Here is a 20,596-nt window from a genome sequence, read left to right on the forward strand (position 1 = left end):
TTGTCTTTTTGTAAGGATCTTAAAATTACTCTGGCTATCACCTCCCTGGTTTATAAAATGAGCCCAATTGATTTATCATTGCTGCTTTATTAGAAACATCCAAAGCATCCATCCAGGGCATGTAGTTATTACTTGTATCTAAATAAGTAACTGCTCTTTGCCCCATAAACGCTTTTAATTCTTTCAATAAATTTGAGCCAATCCCCTTAAATCGATGTACAGGATTTACAAACAGGCAATTTATGAATACTTCCGATTCAAAATCTGTAAATAAGGCAATGCCCACAATGCTATTTTTTATTCTGGCGATGATCGCATATTTGTAATTCTCTGGTTCTAACACATAATCGGCCAAGTCTCTGCCAGTTATTAAAATTCGATTAGCCTTGATGAAAGCAGCTGTTTCATTAAAATCTTCAATGCGAAACAAAGAGTAACTCACTCTTGCCTTGTAATTCAAATACGTGTCATCAAAAAACATAGATGAAAAATTAACTATCCAAATGGCATGCATTTAAACCCATAGCACTCCAAATGTACAGAGCAAGCAGTTTAAAAACTTGTTCATTTACCCTACTAATTGAGCTGATTGCCAGTTTGATCAGGAGATAAATCATCCTTTTTTTCCTCTATTTTGCGATCGGGTGATAGCATTTTAAGGACAAATTCATTAAAAAAAGCAAGAGCACGGGTTTCTTGTTCGGACCTTTGTACAGGCCAATGAGTTCTGGAATTAAGGAATTGTTTTTCGATGTCATGCGCAACGAGGCTGGCGGGCAATGTCCTGGCGGGTACTGAACCGCGGGTTCCTTTAAGGATACAGGCATAAGAATAGTTAACCATATCCAAATCCATTTTCTGAGGACAAGGCCATGCTTCAGGGATTATCCTGTCTTCAGATTTTTTTTCATAAGAAGGAAAGCCATATTTAACTCGTAAACTATTAATTAAATTAAAGCACTCAACAAAAGACGCTTTCGGAGGGATTTTTCTAAAACGTTCGGCGTATTTTTCATCGACAACATAGTAATACTCCTCCGTTTCTTTGAAGTAATCTTTCGCAGTTTCTGGTGGATAAGGCACCGAGGTCACGCCATCAAATTGACTATCATAACGCGTTAATTCTTTTAATTTTAATATTTCCGAGGACTTGAGAGCAGTAATTAATTCTTTTTCATAACTGGCATAATTTGCCAATAGATTCTGGCATTGTTTTAAATCGCCTTCAGAAACTGCTTTTTTAAATTCCGTTAGCACAGAGTGTTCCATTTTCGCTTTCATTAGTTGTCCTTTCGCAATAGATAGTCAAACTTGAGATGACGTTGTATCAATTTGAATGGATTTTCTTATACAGGAAACAGATTGTCAAAATTCTGTTAACAGGATTATTTAACTGCCAGGTATTCGCAGAGTGAACGAGGCACCTTTTTTTCACCTTCGCGGAAATTGGCCCTTCACTGTTTCGACACGCTGGTTCATTCATGGGGTTTCGTAACTTGACGAGTTATGGACTAATACCACATCATACAGAATCATGATCAAGGAATGACATCGTAATACTATAAAACACTGCAATTGACAGGAGGTCAGAGATGTATTCTTTTTGGAAAAGCCGGTTCATCGATAAGCAATATGAACATGATGTGGAATTTTTCCTCGTCAATAATGTACCTTGCACAAGAGAGAATTGTACTTCTTTAGTTAACAAATTATCACGCGCTAATGACAGGGTCGAGCTGGCAAAAAAGAAAATTGTCAAAGAGTCCGCAAATGCAACTGACAAATACACTTTTAGTCTTAATATCTCAAGTAACTTAATCAATAAAACGCTGAACAGCCAGCAGTATCCGGAATTAATCAGGCTGACTTTGGAAGCATTAGACAGTGGACTTAACGCAGAACTGGATTATGGTGATCATTTTGAACAGTTTAATTCTCATATCAAGGCATTTTATGACTTTTCAGTAAGTCATCAGCTAGAGAAAGACAGTGTACTTTCCGATGAAATCAAAACGTTTGTGGTGGCCTATTGCTGCCTGCAGGCTGACAATATGGTCTTTACACTCTCAAGGGCACTCTCAAAGGAAGAGGCAGTTCGCTTCCAGGAATATGGCGATCGATGCTTTCCCCGATTGTGTTCAACCCGTTCTTTTGAAAAAGAAGTGTGCAATCTGGATGACGCAAAGGACTTTGCTGATTTCCTTTTGCAGGAAATTCCTTTGTGGCGAAAAAACATTGAAACCAATAAGTGTTTAATACCAGACGCGGCAAGGAATGCGTTGACGACCGCGAATGACATGGAGAAGTTGGCAAAAAAATATTCAGTGATATTTTCTGAACAGCTGAGGATTGAAGAGACGCGTAATGAAGGTCTAATCCTCGGTTGACAAACTAAGGCAGAGCTCCTCCTTTCCCGAGCACTTTTAGCGAGGGGCTTGTCTTCTTTTCAGGCTGCACTGCGCTGCCTGCAAATCGTTTAGAAACTCATTACTCATCAAATAATTGAATTCATGAATACGTGATAGATGCAAAGGATCTTCTGGATCAGTAGAAACCATTCCCGGATGACACATAATTAGGCCCTGACAAGCGCTTTGACGTAAAAACTGTTGGAAATAATGTCGGTAATGTGCGGCTTTGGAAAAGTTATAACTGCCCGAAAAACTGGTATGAGTCGCAATGTTTTGAATTTGTAATTGCCTGTAAAAATACCGTCCGCCTAATAAAGCAATCAATTGCTGTTTAATAAACCGTGGGCTAGTGAACGCATTCTGCCAGTTCACATTGCTGTGACGGCAATAACTGGATAGTTTTCTTTTGCTATAGACTGCAAACAGGGGATCCCTCACTTGCGGCAATTGCTGACAGTGCTGATGACCATCAATAAAATCGGGCAACCTTCCTACGGTTTCAATAAAGCAATCTAACTGGGCATTGATTTCAGCCTGCACGCTGTTAATATCAAGCGTTCTCGTATAGCTCTGGATAAGAAGCCAGCCCAAGCCCTTAAAATCAAGGCCATATCGACGGCGCCATGCCTGACTTAAGGCGTAACCAAAGCTAAGATTCAAATGCAGACCCAGATACATTTCATTGCAGTTCTGCGTTAAAGAAACCGCAGAATCCCGCCAGTGCCGGGAATTCACCAGACAACTAATGACGTTGATTCTTCCGCCTGCAGCTAATTGTCTAATCCCTTCGGAAATAGCCGCATTTTGTCCATAATCATCTGCACATAAGAGTATTTCCCTAAAACCCATGCTCGATGGTCTCCTGGGTTATTTCCTGTTTGATGTAATAAAGCGGCCGATTTTTAGTTTCCACCAAAATGCGGCTGATGTATTCGGAAATTATTGCCAGAAACAGGAATAATACGGAAAACAAAATCGATATAAAGAAAAGAATAGAAACAAGCCCTTCGCTGCCGGAAGGGTTGAATAATTTGCCTATTAATGTGAATCCGGCATAACTCATCATGGCCAGACTAATCAGAAAAGATAAAACCGACATGGCACGCAAGGGGCGAGCAGAGAAGGAAATAATAGAGTCTAAGGACAAATTGATTAATTTCTTTAAGTTGTATTTACTGCTTCCTCCCTGTCGCGGTGGACAGTGGAAAGGAATCGTTGCTGTTTTAAATCCGACATAGGCAAACAGCATGAGTAAGTGGCGATTACTTTCCTTCATTTTTTTTAGCGAGTCGACCACTTTACGGCTTAGCAGGCGAAAATTTCCGGTGTCCTCCTGCATATCAAAACCGGTCATTTTGCTGGTGAGCCGATAAAATATTTTCGCCAGAAAACGCTTTAACCGAGGCTCATGCGCCCGATTGACGCGCCGGGCACAGACGACATCGTAACCTTCAGCTGCTTTCGCCATCATCTCCGGTATCAGCTCAGGTGGATGCTGGAGATCCGTATCCATTAAAATTACATAATCGCCACTGGCATGATCCAGGCCGGCTGTAGAAGCAATTTCATGCCCATAATTACGCGAAAAAGCCAGAAGACGTATATTTTTATTGCTTTTGATAAAGGGGGTGCAGCAGGCCAAACTGCGATCAGTAGACCCATCGTCCACCAGAATGACTTCATAATCTGTAAAATGGCATTGCAGCACGGCCAGCGTTTTTTTAAGGAAACTCTCAATGATTGCTTCTTCATTGTACATGGGGGCAATCACAGAAATTTTGTTATGAAAAATCATAGTACTAACAGCCGTTGACTCTATGCCAAATCAACCCAGAGTGACTTTATGATGGTCAGCGCAATTTGTGATTGCGCCTCATCCCCTTGTGTTTGCCATAATACTCCAAGATAGACAAAGCAAACAAGGCTGGCCACAGCCCCGGAAAAAAGAACAGGATGATGGTTTTCCGCCTTTTTTTCAGGACGGACTAAAAGAAATAAAACCAACATCATGGCGATTAATAATGCAGCCATCAAAACAACGCCTGAAATGCTCTGGGGCAGCCAATGAAAAAATGAGAATACCGACAGAGGAAAATACCCTTCCCTGAACATTGGAAATACCAGATCAAACAGAGCGTTATTGATAAAATCAGGAATATAATCAATAAAACTCAGTAAACCAGTAACGAACATGGAGATGACGCACAAGCCGCTGGCAACCCCCAGAGAGAACCATCTTTGTCTGTCTCTTACATATTGCAGCAACTGGGCAATCGGCAATAGCATAAAGATCACCAGCGGGGTGATATGACGCGGTCCCGTAGACCATCCCCAGCCCTCGTAAGAAAAAGACGCCGTAAAGTAGCTATAGCTAAGGAATGTAATGATGGTGAACCAAAAAACAGCACGGTCATTAGCAGATACTAACTTGATTTTTTTCCATTGAAGATAAAGACCCGGGAATGCCAGAAGAAGAAACGGTGCCAAAACAAATAATCCGCGCAGAGGCGAAAAGAAAGAATTCAGGAGAGCCTCGCCATTCGGGAGGAAAACGCCGCCCACACCGCTGCCATGCACCGAGCGATAAGCCGGCTCGACAATGTGGCTATAGCCGCTCTCGAATGGACTGCCAAAGCACAACCAGTGATAAGTCATTAACATCGCCAAGAATGGAGCAGCCCCAAAACTTACCCGCACTGCGATGTGAAACAATTTATAGAAACCTTCCTTTACTGTATCCATACTCGTCAGACAACTGAGCGCTGCATAAAACAAAATCGCCACCAGACCAAAGCCGGCAGGATACTCCGCCATCAGCGCCGCCCCGCCAGCCATCCCTGCAATCAGAACCCCTTTAAGTGACCAGTCATTGCGCAAATGACGCCATAACACGTAAAAAGCCAGGAAAAGCAGATTAGCTGCCGTTTGATGGCTCATGAATTGTAAGGAGTAACTAAAGGCCAGTGTTCCCAAGGCATAAGTCGCCACCACCGCGCTGGCCACAGACGCAGACACATATGCTCTAAGAAAGCGGTTAAGTAAAATCAGGATACCAAGGGTTGGCAAAATAGTAACAAACAAACGAGCCCAATAAACGAGCACCGAGAAATCCATCTCCTGCTCTGCAAAACAGGTTTTTTTCAACACTTCATAGACAGGAACCGCAGCGAGTCCTAACAAAGGCGCCTTGGTTGAATAATAATGGCCATTATGAAAAGACAAATCCCCTATCGTTCCATATTGCTTAATCACTTCGTTGATGCTCAACTGATGATGATCCACAATGGCAATGGTTTCGGCGAGACGGGAAATCTCATTAGGCGGAGCCCATTTGGGTAAATAAGGAAATGCAAAGAGATACAGCCCGCAAACAAAAACAAACAACATCCGAATTGGTAACGACATTCATTCTTCCTGATAATGCTTAGGTTCTGCTAACTATTTAGCCCACAAGGTGCTGATATAATATACCATTTTTTGGTTTTCCTCCTTATTAAACTGGAATAGCCAGAGTCCTGAAAAATATAGTAATCCAAGCAAGCTAATGCTCATTATTGCCTTTTTAAAATTAATCGCAGATCCGCTCAAAAAGCGGCGAACAACCAGGCAGGCGGCGAGAGCCAGTAAGAAAAACAATAAAACACCAGATAAGGGATTGGGTAAAATTCCGGTCCAGTCAAGCACATTGGGCGGCAGATAGCCGCTGGTAAACAAGGGAATAACCAAGCCAAATAAAGCGTTATCTCCAACTAAAGGGATGTAATTGACAAAACTTAGCATTCCGACATTCAGAATCGACAGAGCGCATAACGCAATGGCTATTGTGAATGATAGAGAGCTTTCCTGCCGTAAATGCTCTAAACAGAGCGCAACCGGCAATACTAGAAATACAACCAGTGGCGTTAGATGACGCGGCCCTGTAGCCATTTGCCAGGATTCATAAGAAAAAGAGGAGGTGAAATAGGTATACAAACCTAATAACAGGACAGTAAATCCTAATAAAGCCTGCTCTTTTGTACCATTCACTTGCCGTCTTAAAACCTGGATTCCCGGAATTGCCAGCAAAAGAAAAGGCGATAGAGTGAACAATCCACAAAGAGGCGAAAAAAATGATCCTGCAAAGGCGGTCAAGTCGGGCAATTTGATTCCCAAAAAACCGCCCCTGTGAAATTCTCGAGATGCGATATCAATAAGATGCTGATATCCAGAGTCAAGCGGGCCGGCAAAACATATCGCGTGATAGCTCATTAGGCCCGCCAGGAATGGTAAGGAGCCAATCGCTATAAAGCCAAGCCTTTTTAATACGTCCCTCCAGCAGAAATCAGTTGCCTTGTGGCGGGCGAATGTTAAAAAAGCAGCGATTCCCAAAATACCCAACACGCTTGTATATTCGGTCATCAGCGCCGCACCGCAAGCGCCGCCACCCCACAGTAAAGCCTTCATTGAGCCCGAGCGCAAATGATACCAGACGCTGTAGAACGCCAGAAAAAGAAACGTCGCAGCCAATTGATGGCTCATAAACAACAGGGAATAACTAAATGCGAGAGAACCCAAGGCATACGTAGTGACTACTCCGTCTGCGATAGCAGCCGATACATAATGCAATAGAAAACGTCTCAGCAGCAGTATCAATCCTAAGGTAGGTAAAAGTGTTACAAAAACTCGGGCCCAGTATACCAGTGTCACTTCATCATCGCCGGGGCTAATGACTTTGAGAGCCCCGTAAACAGGAACCGCTGCCAGTGATAAGAATGGCGCCTTACTCGGATAATAAAGTCCCTTATAAAAAGACAAATCGCCAAGCATCCCGTGCGTTTCAAGGACTTCATTAACACTTAGCTTGTGATTATCCACAATCGCAATCGTTTGCCAGAGCCGGCATAATTCATTGGGGGAGCGCATATTGGGATGATAGGAAAAGGGCAGGAAGTAAAGCAGGACAATAAAAAAATACAGAACGCTAAATCCTGTCAGTCCTGATTCTTGTAGCAAGGCACTATCCACATGCTTCTCAAACGACCTCAATGGTTCTGCAATCAAATCCGGTGAACAACTCATCAACTACTTTCCTGCACAGAATAGCCTTTAGCCCAGCCTGGTGCGCATCCAGGGTTTTGCGGGTTTATTCCGCAGAACCCTGTGGTCCCGTCACTGCCATTAAGCCGCGCCCAAAATATTGACTCCAGTATTACCAGCCGGGATTTGAGGAGGAGTGGCCGCTGCAATCCAGCTAATTCCTCCATCCACTGTATGATAAGCCAAAGCCGTATTGTTGCCATTGGTTCCGAGCGCAACGCAATGGATTCCATCGGCATAACAGGCTACATCATTCAATACCGCTAATGAAACGACAGTTCCTCCAAAAAAGCTGGAGGCTGTCCAGCTTATACCGCCATTCGTGGTGGTATATCCCACGGGAACAGAGGATGATACGGAGATTGTCTGTGTGCCGACGACACTGCACAATTGGCCTGTTACATCACAGGATATCCCATTCAATATAATGCCTGCTGTTAAAGGAAGAGTCAGACTGCTCCAGGAGTTTCCACCGTCAACGGTCAGGAATGCCATTGGAAAATTATCAGCTCCCATTCCGGAAGGCACAATACGAAACCCTGCAGCAATGCAACGTAAAGCACCCGCATCACAGGCAATACTGTTAAGCTGGCCATTCGAGGAGAAGATATTAGCGCTACTCCATGTTGCACCACCATCCAGAGTAACATAACTTACAGGACTTACTGTATTGCTGGGAGTCACCGCCTGAGAGCTGCCCACTGCAATGCAGTGCAGACCAGTCGCCGCATCGCAGGACACCCCATTTAAGCCATCCAGATTATTGCTTGGAGCCGCCTGAGTCGCGGTTTGATTCCAGTCTGCTCCCCCATTGCCCGAGCTTAAACTCAAAGGCGCTGTTGTCAATGGGTTAATCTGGGGGGCGTATTTGCCTACAGTAAGACAATCAATAATCTGACCATCGCAGGCCGGGCTTGAAAGAATGTAATCGGTGCCCGGGGGTGCGGTATTAAATGCAGAGGGTTGCCATATACCGGCAGTGGATGAGGAAACATAGTAACCCATCGAAGTGCTGCCAGTATTCATCGAATTACCTATTTGACCTACGGCGACACAAGTCTGGCCAGACAGATCACAGGCGACATCCTCCAGAGAAGTGAGCAGCAAAATTGAATCATTCACCGGAATCAGCCCTCCGCCTGTCCATGTATTTCCATTATCGGAGGAACTGTAAGCAACTGGTGCAGCTATGCCGCCCACCAGCCGTCGTCCAACGGCTCTGAAGGTTTTTACAAAACTGCTGCAGCTTACCACGACATTAGTGACAGCCGTGTTGCCAATCGTACCTGTGCCGTTACTGACCGTACAAATTTGTGTCGAAGGCTGCGCCCGCACTGTGACCGCATAGTTAGTTCCCGGCGGCAGGACCGTTGAGAAGGTAAATAAACCATTGGCATTAATCAGCAATGAATCGCTGCCATTGTTCTGCAATACCAGCGAGCTGCCGCTAGCCAAACCATTGACACTCCCACCCACAGTAAACGCTTGCGGTGGAGGAGGAGGTGGTGGTGGAGGCGGTGTGTTATTATTTTTCAGGGTAATTTTAACCGGATTCAGGTTGCTGACGGAAAAAATACAATAGCCATTCGCTATGAGGCGACACTCAATGCCCAGATTGGCAAGGCTAAAACCGGGTGTATTAATTTTAATACCGGCAGAGGGATAGAGATGATTAGGAATAGTTGTGGCAATACTCAGACTCAATGCCGAAACATTGTAATTCTGACATGACAGCGGAGCGACGCCATTAAGACAAAGGGTAATATTGACAGTGGCTGCCTCGCCGCTGGCCGCTATATTAAAAAATAATCCGGGAATAGCCAGGCAGCTCTGGCTATACAAACCTGCTATTAAAAAGCCAATCAGCGTCAATACTTTCTTCATTTCATAGTCCTGATGAGATTAAATGGTCACTGCACAAACGATCGCATTGGCATGGCCATGACCCGTATTTAAGGTATTCAATAATTGATCGCTTAACCGGTTAAATCGTCCCTGCCCCAGATAAAAATACCGATAACCGCACTCCAGGGGCAGTTGACCGAACACATTATTCCACTTGATACCGACTCCCGCCATAGCGCTCAACACCGTGCTGGTTCGTCCGGAAAAAGCATAGTCAGGCAAGGTGATACCGCCATCAATGGAGCTTTCGTCAAAACGGCTGGTTTTGCTGAAATTGGGCCCTATTCCGGCATCAAGTGTTAGTGCATAGTTGTCGCTAAAACCTGTAACATCCGCTTTGGCGGCCAGATAGACAGGCCAATTGCTGACTGAATAACGATAGGCAAGATTTGTAAATAATTGCTCCTGAGTGACAATCCCGCTTACTGAGGTCCGTGCGAAGGAAACAGTATTCACACCCAAAGAAACATTGAACTGTTCGCGCTCAAGCGCATTGAAGTAGATACCAAGACCAGCAAGCCCTTTAAAACGTGAATGATCGCTTACCGAAAAATGATCTCCTGCCAAATCGACAATGTTAATATCCTGGGCGCGCCCGAATGAAGGCCAGAAACCGCCAGCCTGAACTATTATCCGGGGATGGTAGAAAGATGGAGGTACTGAAGTACCCATATTGCCGGCGGTTGCCGCATGAAAGGAGCTCATCAGGCAAGCGCTTAACAAGCAATGAAAACTATTTTTTACAGCCATTAATGATCTCCCTATCCTCCGCGAAACAGCAATATATCAAAGCAATATTCAATAATGAAGAGAATGACATTAATTCTTTTTCCTGTTCAGAATAAAACAGGATGGCTTTAATAAAAAACGAAAATAATTCAGAAATGCTAAACCAGTATACGTCACCGGAATATATTTGAATCCTCGCTTAATTAAAAAGAGGCTGGCCCAGGCGGCAAAATCAGCGCTCATGAAACCTCTTCCCATAGACGAAGTAAAGCGGGAATAGATCATATGCCGATACAGAATATCCCGCTCATGGAAATAGACGCGTGCTGCTTTGGCGAAATTTCGCTTAGACTGCGCATAGTCTTTTATCTTTTCTCTTCCGAAGCAAGGCTGTATTTCAATCTCTGAACCAACCGCCCATACTTCCGCCGGATAAAGAGCCTTCGCTTTTACCTGTTTATACAGTTCAATTATTGCAATAAATGAATCACAGTTTGCTTGCTGGGCAAACTGATATTTGGACCCATGACAAAGCACCAGAATATCAGTATGCTTTAACAGCGGAATCATTTTTTCATAATCATCATAGTGATAGTCGACTCCAAAACACGGCGTGCTCACGAAAGCTCCCTCTTTTTCAAGCTGCAGTTTAAAAGCCCCCCCCAAAGCACCGCCTGCCCCGGTTAACATAATTTTTTTTCTGGCGATCTGACAACCAGTTCCCAGAAAATAATCAATTAGCCGGCATATTGAACCGAAGTAGCGATCAGGAAAAATATGATGCAAAGCATGATACTCCGGTGTAACCAGCAAACCGCCTGGACAGGCAGGCATAGGCTTTGCGGGCGAATGATTCCTGTCCACTCCTTTCCTGTAAACGGATATAAGGAAAAACCATGTTTCAATCACAATTGTGCTCAAAACAGCCCCTGCTGAAAAAAAGAAGAGACAAAATAAGCAACCTATTATCTGAATGAGAAACTCGGGGATTGCATGATAGATTAAATTGTCAGACCATAAATCGGCGTTGATTTTAAGCCGGGTATTCAAAAACTGATGATGCCTGAGATGCCATCGGCCTATACGCCTCAATCGGCTATTAGTAGATTTCAGGCATAAATGAAAGGCTACATGGATAAAATCAAAAAAAAGCGTGCTTAGACCGCCGATAATCAGCACTTGAACAGCATATTCGAGAAAAAGCAGGCCATTAAGCATTTTGATGGTCAGGTATGGAGAAAGGCGCAGTTAATATAGTATAAATACTGTTTTGCAGAAACCATTTAAAGCTACACAATAACTATGAGCATTCGATCGGCGGTAATCATCATTCCAACGTTTAATGAATCAGCAACCATTGAAAAAACACTCCATCAGGTATTCCAGTCAGTCTCCAGCTCTGCGCTGGTTTTTTATGTCCTGGTTTTTGACAGTGGGTCGATAGACCAGACCCGGGAAATCGTGCTGCGCCTGCAAAGCATGTATCCCCGCCTTTATTTGAAAACAGAACCTTGCAAAACAGGACTAGGTTCAGCCTATATGCAAGCGATGCGTTATGCCCTGAGCGACCTAAAGGCCGACATAATTATTGAATTTGATGCCGATTTGTCGCACCAACCTCATTATTTGCTGCCAATGGTAGAGCAGTTAGCTAATTATGATGTGGTTGTAGGAAGCCGCTATATTGCGGGTGGAAGTATTCCTTCAAACTGGGGCTGGTATAGGCGACTGTTATCCAAAGCGGGGAACTGGTTATGCCAGACCATATTAACCAGCCAATACAAAGATTTTACCAGCGGCTTTAGAGCCTGCCATTCGCAGGTATTAAACAGGGCTTTGCCCGAACAATTTATTTCCAATGATTTTGCCTATAAGCTGGAATTATTCTGGTCACTGCATAAAACACAGGCCAGAATCATGGAGTATCCTATCGCCTTCATTGACAGAGCAAAGGGACGAAGCAAACTCCCTGCTAACAGCATCCTCGACAGCTTGCGAGTGTTATTCATCCTGCTGGTCATGCCTCCGATGAATGATATCCCCTGTTCAAAAACTGAATGATGCTTTAAACAATTACCAGGAAAATTGTCGCTTTAGATACACACTTTTCAGCGGCAATGTTTATAATTTACTAATTAGAATCTGAACACGGAGTACCGTATGCTTCTCAGAACCTATCAGTTAACCGAAATGCAAATGGATGCATTGACTGACCTCAAAAACAGATGCAAGGCCATTGATGGCGGACTGCCAAGTTTCTACCCGCATATTCTGAGACAGAAACGAGAAACAGCCAATAATATTCTATATTATGTTGATAACAGGCTGGTTGCTTTTTTAAGCGTCTACTTCTTTTATGAGGACGCTTGCGAAGTGAGTATACTGGTAGAACCCGGTTCTCGCCGCCAGGGCCTGGCCAGCAAACTGCTTTTTAATATCTTGCCGCTTCTCCAGTCAAAAAAAATGAAGCGTCTTATTTTTTCAATGGGCCATAAATTCAATGAGTCCTGGCTTGGCCCTCTGGGATTTAACTATCAGCAGAGCGATTATCACATGCAAAGGCAAAGTTATGAGCCCATCCTTGTCAATCATTCCGCGCTTTCTTTTAGGAAAGCGGTTTTTGATGACGCCGGATTATTGTGCGAAATTGATAACTCTGCTTTTAAAATGGATGTTCCCAGTAATATTGAGCGCTTCATCCAGATAATGAATGATCCGGATTACAGCATCTATCTGGCAATAAAGGGCGAGCAGCCAATCGGCAAAGCACATATTCACTGGCAAAATGATAAGGCCACTTTTTCAGATATCGCCATTTTACCTGAATTCCAGGGACAGGGCTTCGGAAGCACCCTTTTGGCTTATTGCATTAACAAGGCGTTGATGCAGGAAGTATATAAATTAACGCTTGACGTTGAAACCACTAATCAAAACGCATTAAATCTCTATCTGCGGCATGATTTTAAAATCGCCAGCGTTTATGATTATTGGGTCATCAATATAGAAAAAATACAGACTTTACTGGAAAGAAGTCATTTCAGCGACGATTCCTGCTGATTTCAAGAATTCAGCTTGACAGATTTTCAACGGCCACTTTAGTATTGCCTTTTACGCTTATGGATAGCGCCTAAGGGTGTGGCATGAAAAAACGTGTTGTTATTACGGGGATGGATCTTGTCTCCTCTATAGGTTGTGGTTTAGACGCTTTTTGGGAAGCTGCAGTGGCAGGCCGCTGCGGGATTCGGCGGATTCAGCATTACGATCCCAGCCCCTATCCCACCCAGATTGGGGGAGAAGTGACTGATTTGTCACTGGATCATCTGCCCGAGTTTGACAAAAGCAAACGTTACCCACGCGCAGCGCAGTATGCACTATATTGCGCGCACCATGCTATTGAGCGCGCAGGACTTACGCCTGAGGAATTATCTCTTGCCGGTACATTTATAGGCACCAGTGTAGGCGGTACGCCAGAATTGGAAAGCGCTTATGAATCCTTTTATAAGCAAAGCTGGAGAAAGATACCTGCATTAAGCGTTATTCGCGGCATGCCCAATTCCATTGCCAATTTTGTGGCAATCGCCTTTGGTCTTGGCGGCCCAAATTCCACTATTTCCAATGCCTGTGTGTCCTCGGCGGAAGCCATTGGCACTGCTTATCAGCATATTGCGCATGGCAGGCTTGCGCTTGCTTTGTGCGGCGGAACCGAATCGCTGTTATGGGAATCGATTATGGCAGCCTGGTGCAAGCTGCGAGTCATGTCAACCCAAAATGAACAACCTCAATTATCCTGCCGGCCTTTTGATAAAGAACGGGATGGCATGGTGATGGCCGATGGCGCCGGCATTCTGGTTCTAGAAGAATTGCAACACGCCAAAGCACGAGGCGCCACCATCTATGCGGAAATTATTGGTTTTGGCGCCAGTTGTGATGCCTACCATGTAACTGCCCCGCATACGAAAGGGCAAACCAGGGCGATTGAAACAGCACTTGCCGATGCCAGATTATCAGTAGGTGATGTGCAATATATCAATGCACATGGCACAGGAACCCAGTTAAATGACCTGACTGAAACCGAAACCATCAAAGCAGTTTTTGGGGAACGCGCCTATGAAATCCCTATCACTGCCCAAAAGGCGATGACGGGACACGCCATCGGTGCAGCCGGAGCAATGGAAATTATAGCAACCACCTTAAGCCTGCAGCAGGACATTCTTTTGCCAACTATAAATCTTCACAATCCAGACCCAGCCTGTGATTTGGATTATGTGGCAAACCAGGCACGTTCCAAACGCATTGATATCGCTCTCTCGAACCATTTTGCGTTTGGTGGAGCCAATGCCGCTCTCTTGTTAAGAAGAGTCTATTGATCCCTTAGCCTCTATAGCTTAGAGGCTAATCTCAAACAATCCACCAGAGCCATGTTTGCCGCCAAATTCGGTCACTCCATAAAGCGTGTCGGCGGCCAGGCATAATCCTGAACCGGGATTCATTGGTTGTCCATTTGCCCCTGTAAAAACATGCAGTACTTCAAACCCTGATTTGGGCTCTTCCAGGTCTAATTTGAAGATGGTTCCATAATTGGACTTTGTCGAACCAAAATAATTGGTCGCGCCAAAAAGTGTTTTACCATTTGGGCTAAGAACTAGAGCTTGCGGATGGATGCCGTCATGAACGCTAAACTCATGCAATACAGTAGACGAACAGGATTCATCGGATAAATCAATCTTGAAAATGATTCCGGAGTTATTCCAGTGGCTGGTCTTATAAGCAATCCCATAAATAGCCTGCGTTTTTTCATTTAAGATAATTTTTTCAGGAATGCCGCCATTTCGGGAGTCTGCTTCATTGTTGCAATCAAATGAATGTAAATGCTTAAAATGGGGTTCACTTGAATCCGCATTCTCTATCTTAAACAGGCTGCCGCATTTTTTACTGCCGCCCAAGCTGGTAATCCCATATAAGTCATGACCATCCCGGCTCAGTGCCATGCTTGCAGCCGGTGCCGAACCGTTTTCATCTTCCTGACCTTTGAAGGCATGAATGACTTCATAAGCAGGCTGCAAGGAATTATCCAGACTAATTCGATAAATAACACCGGAAGTAGAGCGCGGTTCATTTCCAAGCCCCCCAGATTCGGCGGCACCGTAAAGAAAGTGCTCATCAGGGCTTAAGACTAACCCGCCTTTCAAATCATAACCATCTGCATAGCGTGTTTCGATGTCGGCCTCATGGAGTACTTGAAAGAAACGCCCATCAATGCTCATTTTAAAAACATCGCCCTGCAGAAAGCCATTGCGTACTCCATAAAGAAATTGCTGTTCCTTATCCAGCGTTAATTCTCCGGTGAAGTTCAAACGCGCCCCGTCGCGCTGTTTACCTGCTTCCTGCAATATCCCCAGTTCATCCTTGGCAGACTTCAGTTTGAATTGATAGATAAAGGAATCTGTATGGCCATACAAGGTTTGATCCTTGCTAATGATTAAGGCATTTTGCGGGGCGCTGCCCAGGTAATAGTCAAACGAATACAACATCGAGAATGGGTTTTCCTGACTAATCGCACAGCTCCCGTGTAAAAATAAAAATAAACTGACCCATTGAGTCACAGCACATCTCATAATAATTCCTGGAAGACAGAAAAGAAGCTAAACCTAAGATCCTAAACATTTTTTTTTCCAAGATATAGAGCTTATAAGATAATTTAAGCAAGATCTTTGAATTTCCGGCCTGTTCAGTAGATAAACCCCTCTCTCTAACTCTCTCCCAAGGGGAGAGAGGACTTATTAAGGAAGACTCCTTTTAAGAGAAAATCCCTCTCCCAAGTTGGGAGAGGGTCAGGATGAGGGTTGATTATAAACCCCCTTCTGCCTGGCTATTTTTGAATAGTAATACTTTCAATTACCACAGGGGTTACCGGTTTATCCTGTGAGTCGGTGGCCGTCTGACTAATCTTGTCAGCGACGTCTTGTCCTGCAGTGACCTGGCCGAACACATTGTAACTGCCTTGCAGAGCAGGAGTGGGTGCAACGGTAATAAAAAATTGGCTGCCATTGGTGTTTGGGCCGGCATTAGCCATTGCCAGCACACCTGGCTTGTCAAAACTGGCATTGGTGTTTTCATTATCAAACTGATAGCCAGGTCCACCGGTGCCGTTGCCAAGGGGATCGCCACCCTGGATCATAAAACCGGCAATCACGCGATGGAAGGTTAAGCCATCATAAAAAGGACGTTTGACCATTTCACCGGTTTTTGGATCTTTAAATTCTTTTGTACCGGTTGCCAAACCTACAAAATTAGCGACTGTGTTGGGTGCCTGTTCTGAAAATAATTCGCAGGTAATGGTTCCCTGAGAGGTTTTAATAATCGCAGTTTCTGCATGTGCTGATAGCATACCTGCCATTAAAGTCAACCCGGCAAATAAGGACACTGTGTTCTTCATAAAAAATCTCCCTGTGTAACATGTGTGTTAAGATGCAGGGTCAAAATAAACCCGCTCTGTTTCAATTAGCAAATATGTTTCGATAATGCAATCTTAATAGTTCTGCTTGCTCCATATCTCCTGTTCAATTAATTAAAATTTGTGCAGACTAGCCAGTTCTACAGCCAAAAAATGAGAAGGCTGCAGAACTTGGAATCTAAACCACGACAAAACTCTGCAATAGCGTTATAATTCCAAACATTTTGCGTGATTGGTAGAATAATCAATGAATGTTACGTTGTCAGAGTTAGCTCAAAAGCTGAATGGTACTGTTTTGGGTGATATGACTATTCCAATATCTCAGTTATCACCTATTGATAATATCATCCCTGGCGCTCTGGTTTTTGCTGAAGGAAAAGACAACCTCTATCTTGCCGAGCAATCGGAAGCTGCTGCCGTTTTAGTTAACCGCCAGACCAGCAGTGCATCCAAAACATTGCTGCAGGTCGATAATCCGTTAAAAGCCTTTATTGAACTAATCCATCTGTTTTATCCTGCGCCCAGATTGCAAGCCAGTATTCACTCAAGCGCTGTCATTGATAAAACAGCGATTATCGGGAAAGATGTGGTGATTGGGCCGTTTGTGGTAGTAGGCGCCGGATCAGTGATTGGCGATCGCTCTATCCTTAAAAGCCATGTTCATGTGGGGCAATCGGTAAAAATAGGCACTGATACCGTGATTCATCCACAAGTCACTATTTACGATCACTCCATAGTGGGGAATCGAGTAAGCATCCATGCCTCAACAGTGATTGGGTCTGATGGTTTCGGCTATACTTTTACAGATGGTGAGCACCTTAAGATTCCGCATGTCGGCAATGCAATCATTGAAGACGATGTGGAAATTGGCGCTAACTCGGTGGTTGACAGAGCAACACTTGGCTCGACTGTCGTGGGCAAAGGAAGCAAAATTGATAATCTGGTTCAGGTTGCCCATTCAGTTAAACTTGGAAAAAACAATATCCTTTGTGCCTTTACTGGCATTGCCGGCAGCACTACCAGTGGAAATAATGTAATTTTTGCGGCTAACGTCGGCGTTAGCGATCACGTGCGCATTGACGATGGGGTAATCCTTGCCGCCAGAGCAGGCGTACCACCACGAAAACATTTAAAGCAGGGCAATATTTATCTTGGCAATCCTGCCCGTCCCAAGGATAAAGCTATCGAGCAGGAACTGTCGGTGACTCGAATACCGATCATGCGTAAAAATCTTAGGGCGCTTAGTGAAAAAGTAAACGCATTAGATGAGCGGCTTAACCAATATGAGAACAACGATGAATGATCCTTTAATTCTTGTCGATGGATCTTCCTATTTTTTTCGCGCGTTCCATGCCCTTCCGCCTTTGACAAATTCCAAAGGCATGCCTACCGGTGCGGTTTACGGTGTGGCTAATATGATTAAGCGTTTGTTAAAAGACTACCCCAGTTCGCAATTTGCTGTAGTTTTTGACGCCAAAGGCAAAACATTTCGCGATGAGTGGTATCCGGAATATAAGGCACACCGGGCCCCGATGCCCAATGATCTGTATTGCCAGTTTGATCCGCTGTGCAGCCTTCTTGAAGCGATGGGCATCCCGATGCTGACAATTGAGGGGGTTGAAGCGGATGATGTGATTGGCACTCTGGCACGATTGGCCACCGAGCAGAATATTTCCGTTATTGTTTCGACCAGCGATAAAGACATGGCGCAATTAGTCAATGCCAATGTAACCCTGGTTAACACGATGACTGGACAGATCCTGGATATCGAGGGAGTTAAGGCCAAATTTGGAGTGACTCCTGAGCAAATCATTGATTACCTTACCCTGATTGGCGATAGCATTGATAATGTTCCAGGGGTGAATAAATGCGGACCCAAGACGGCGGTAAAATGGCTTGAGCAATTTAAGACTCTGGATAACCTTATCGCTCAGGCTGACAGCATAAGCGGCAAAATTGGCGATAATTTAAGAGAGAGCCTCGCTCATCTGCCTTTGTCCAAGCGCCTGGTCACTATCAAAACCGATGTTGAATTACCGGTGCTGTTAAGCGATTTGCGCATCGTCAAAGCAAATGACAGCCGCCTTATCGAGTTAGTACGGGAAATGGAATTCAAAGGCTGGCTCAAGGAGCTCCTGCAACAAAGCGAAGCCAATGCAAAGGAGAGTGGTGAAGAAAGCGCCAAACCGAATTTTGAGATTATTACCTCTGAAGAAAAACTCAAGGCATTATTAGGCCAACTGGCTAATTGCAAACGATTTTGTATTAATACTGAAACAAAAACCAATCAATTCATTAATGCAGAAATTACGGGTATTTCCATTGCTATCGAGGCATCGGATGCGGTTTATATACCGATTGCTCACCAGGAAAGCAGTACACAATTATCGCTGCAAAACGTTCTTGCAGGTTTGAAACCCATTTTGGAAAATCCGCTGATTGCCAAACTTGGACATAATCTGAAAGAGGATTATACGATTTTTAAGCACTATGGTATTACACTGCAAGGCATTGCCTTTGATATCATGCTTGAATCCTATATATTAAACAGCTCAGCCGGAACTCATGATCTGGATTCGCTGTCTCTTAAATTTCTTGGCCACAAGCCGCTTGGTCTTGAAGCGATTGCTGGAAAAGGCGCCCGGCAATTGAGTTTTGATTTAATTCCAATTGAAAAAGCAGCTTATTATGCCGCGGAAAATGCCAGCTTGAATTTGAAACTCCATGAAATCCTTTACGGAATGATGGATCAGCCGCTTAGAAGCGTTTTCAGCGAAATTGAAATCCCCTTGCTCAGCGTGCTGGCAGATATCGAGAGAAAAGGCGTTTTAATTGACACCCATGCCTTGGCTGAACATGGCTTACGTTTAAAAGCACGTATTCTTGAATTGGAGACCGAGGCTATTGCCATTGCAGGAAGCCCTTTTAATCTTAACTCGCCCAAGCAATTGCAGGAAATATTATTTGATCAGTTGAAACTGCCTGCCATCAGTAAAACACCCACTGGGCAACCCTCAACAGCAGAAGCCGTTTTACAGGAATTGGCTTTCGATTATCGCCTGCCAGCCATTATTCTTGAATACCGCGGTTTAAGTAAACTGGTATCCACTTATATCGATGCCCTGCCTAAATGGATTAATCCAGACAGCGGACGCGTGCATACTTCTTATAATCAGGCCGTGGCTGCAACCGGCCGCCTATCGTCAAGTGATCCTAATTTACAGAATATTCCTATCCGTAATGAAGAAGGCCGGCTTATCCGAACTGCCTTCATTGCGCCGCCTGAACATGTGATCCTCGCTGCCGATTATTCGCAAATTGAATTGAGAATCATGGCGCATTTATCTCAGGATGATAGCCTGTTAACCGCCTTTGCCAATAATTGGGATATTCATAATGCCACTGCCAGTGAAATTTTCCAGGTGCCGCTGGATGAAGTGACCCCGGAACAGCGCCGCCGTACCAAGGCGGTCAATTTTGGCTTGATTTATGGCATGTCGTCATTCGGTCTCGCCAAACAATTAGGCATTGATCGGCAGGATGCGCAATATTATATGGATTGCTATTTCAAACGGTATCCCGGTGTTCTCGAATACATGGAAAGAACCCGTCGTCTGGCGCACCAGCAGGGCTATGTTGAAACTCTTTTTGGCCGCCGGCTTCATCTTCAGGAAATTAACTCCAGAAATCTGACCCGCCAGCGGGCAGCGGAACGTATCGCCATTAATGCTCCGATGCAGGGAACTGCGGCGGATATTATTAAAAAAGCAATGCTGGCTATTATTCAATGGCAAAATGAGACCTCCAATACTGACTTCCAGATGATCATGCAGGTCCATGACGAGCTGGTCTTTGAGGTCAAGCAGGAATGCGTCGAATCCGCCAGGGAAACTATCTGTACCCTGATGGAAAATGTGGTCTCCTTATCTGTTCCTTTAAAAGTTTCCGCTGGTGTGGGGAAAAATTGGGGCGAGGCGCATTAGCCGCCTGTAATGACAAGTTAAAAGCGCAGGTGTATAAT

At 44.4% G+C, this 20,596-nt stretch carries 17 protein-coding genes; 6 read left to right on the forward strand and 11 right to left on the reverse strand.

Annotated features, from left to right (window positions below):
- Positions 1-37: 37 nt before the first annotated feature.
- Together DYH61_RS13910 and DYH61_RS13915 are read right to left on the reverse strand one after the other, a co-directional pair.
- Entirely contained in the window at positions 38-481 is a 444-nt protein-coding gene (locus DYH61_RS13910; protein ID WP_058507315.1) for a GNAT family N-acetyltransferase, read from the reverse strand.
- A 95-nt stretch (positions 482-576) separates the two neighbouring features.
- Positions 577-1,281: a hypothetical protein gene (locus tag DYH61_RS13915; RefSeq protein WP_058507119.1), complete on the reverse strand. Its 705-nt coding sequence runs from the start codon at positions 1,279-1,281 to the stop codon at positions 577-579.
- 311 nt (positions 1,282-1,592) lie between these two features.
- Between DYH61_RS13915 and DYH61_RS13920 the strand changes: the two genes are divergently transcribed.
- The gene (locus tag DYH61_RS13920; protein WP_058507118.1) at positions 1,593-2,387 is read left to right on the forward strand and encodes a hypothetical protein; all 795 of its coding nucleotides are present in this window, start codon (positions 1,593-1,595) and stop codon (positions 2,385-2,387) included.
- Positions 2,388-2,423: 36 nt separating this feature from the next.
- Here DYH61_RS13920 and DYH61_RS13925 read toward each other — a convergent pair whose 3' ends face one another.
- The 7 genes from DYH61_RS13925 to DYH61_RS13955 form a co-directional block, all read right to left on the reverse strand.
- Positions 2,424-3,260, reverse strand: a complete 837-nt coding sequence (locus tag DYH61_RS13925) for a ChbG/HpnK family deacetylase (protein ID WP_058507117.1) — start codon at positions 3,258-3,260, stop codon at positions 2,424-2,426.
- Entirely contained in the window at positions 3,250-4,206 is a 957-nt protein-coding gene (locus DYH61_RS13930; protein WP_058507116.1) for a glycosyltransferase family 2 protein, read from the reverse strand. The genes DYH61_RS13925 and DYH61_RS13930 overlap by 11 nt, the downstream gene beginning before the upstream one ends.
- 20 nt (positions 4,207-4,226) lie before the next feature.
- On the reverse strand, positions 4,227-5,816 hold the full coding sequence (locus DYH61_RS13935; protein WP_058507115.1) for a hypothetical protein: 1,590 nt from the start codon (positions 5,814-5,816) through the stop codon (positions 4,227-4,229).
- A 33-nt stretch (positions 5,817-5,849) separates the two neighbouring features.
- Positions 5,850-7,469 (reverse strand): hypothetical protein, encoded by a 1,620-nt coding sequence (locus DYH61_RS13940; RefSeq protein ID WP_058507114.1) that lies wholly within the window; start codon positions 7,467-7,469, stop codon positions 5,850-5,852.
- A gap of 99 nt (positions 7,470-7,568) precedes the next feature.
- Positions 7,569-9,371: a WD40/YVTN/BNR-like repeat-containing protein gene (locus tag DYH61_RS13945; protein WP_058507113.1), complete on the reverse strand. Its 1,803-nt coding sequence runs from the start codon at positions 9,369-9,371 to the stop codon at positions 7,569-7,571.
- A gap of 18 nt (positions 9,372-9,389) precedes the next feature.
- On the reverse strand, positions 9,390-10,142 hold the full coding sequence (locus tag DYH61_RS13950; RefSeq protein WP_058507112.1) for a hypothetical protein: 753 nt from the start codon (positions 10,140-10,142) through the stop codon (positions 9,390-9,392).
- A 69-nt stretch (positions 10,143-10,211) separates the two neighbouring features.
- A complete protein-coding gene (locus DYH61_RS13955; RefSeq protein ID WP_058507111.1) occupies positions 10,212-11,339 on the reverse strand; it encodes a hypothetical protein in 1,128 nt (375 codons plus the stop codon).
- 84 nt (positions 11,340-11,423) lie between these two features.
- On the opposite strand from DYH61_RS13955, the gene DYH61_RS13960 reads away from it, so the two are divergent.
- The 3 genes from DYH61_RS13960 (at position 11,424) to DYH61_RS13970 (ending at position 14,488) form a co-directional block, all read left to right on the forward strand.
- Positions 11,424-12,182: a polyprenol monophosphomannose synthase gene (locus DYH61_RS13960; RefSeq protein WP_058507110.1), complete on the forward strand. Its 759-nt coding sequence runs from the start codon at positions 11,424-11,426 to the stop codon at positions 12,180-12,182.
- Positions 12,183-12,281: 99 nt separating this feature from the next.
- Entirely contained in the window at positions 12,282-13,178 is an 897-nt protein-coding gene (locus DYH61_RS13965; RefSeq protein WP_058507109.1) for a GNAT family N-acetyltransferase, read from the forward strand.
- An 83-nt stretch (positions 13,179-13,261) separates the two neighbouring features.
- On the forward strand, positions 13,262-14,488 hold the full coding sequence (locus tag DYH61_RS13970; protein ID WP_058507108.1) for a beta-ketoacyl-[acyl-carrier-protein] synthase family protein: 1,227 nt from the start codon (positions 13,262-13,264) through the stop codon (positions 14,486-14,488).
- Between the two features lie 18 nt (positions 14,489-14,506).
- On the opposite strand, the gene DYH61_RS13975 is transcribed toward DYH61_RS13970, so the two are convergent.
- Together DYH61_RS13975 and DYH61_RS13980 are read right to left on the reverse strand one after the other, a co-directional pair.
- Positions 14,507-15,736, reverse strand: coding sequence for a choice-of-anchor tandem repeat GloVer-containing protein (locus DYH61_RS13975; RefSeq protein WP_058507107.1), 1,230 nt, complete (start codon positions 15,734-15,736; stop codon positions 14,507-14,509).
- Between the two features lie 254 nt (positions 15,737-15,990).
- Positions 15,991-16,557 carry a peptidylprolyl isomerase gene (locus DYH61_RS13980; protein ID WP_058507106.1) on the reverse strand — a complete coding sequence of 189 codons (567 nt, stop codon included), beginning with the start codon at positions 16,555-16,557 and terminating at the stop codon, positions 15,991-15,993.
- 265 nt (positions 16,558-16,822) lie between these two features.
- Here DYH61_RS13980 and lpxD point away from each other — a divergent pair, with 265 nt between their 5' ends.
- Positions 16,823-17,878, forward strand: coding sequence for a UDP-3-O-(3-hydroxymyristoyl)glucosamine N-acyltransferase (gene lpxD / locus DYH61_RS13985; RefSeq protein WP_058507105.1), 1,056 nt, complete (start codon positions 16,823-16,825; stop codon positions 17,876-17,878).
- Positions 17,871-20,558 (forward strand): DNA polymerase I, encoded by a 2,688-nt coding sequence (gene polA / locus DYH61_RS13990; protein WP_083499182.1) that lies wholly within the window; start codon positions 17,871-17,873, stop codon positions 20,556-20,558. The genes lpxD and polA overlap by 8 nt, the downstream gene beginning before the upstream one ends.
- The last annotated feature ends 38 nt before the right edge of the window (positions 20,559-20,596 follow it).

The sequence above is a fragment of the Legionella quinlivanii genome, from assembly GCF_900461555.1.
Lineage (GTDB): Bacteria > Pseudomonadota > Gammaproteobacteria > Legionellales > Legionellaceae > Legionella_C > Legionella_C quinlivanii.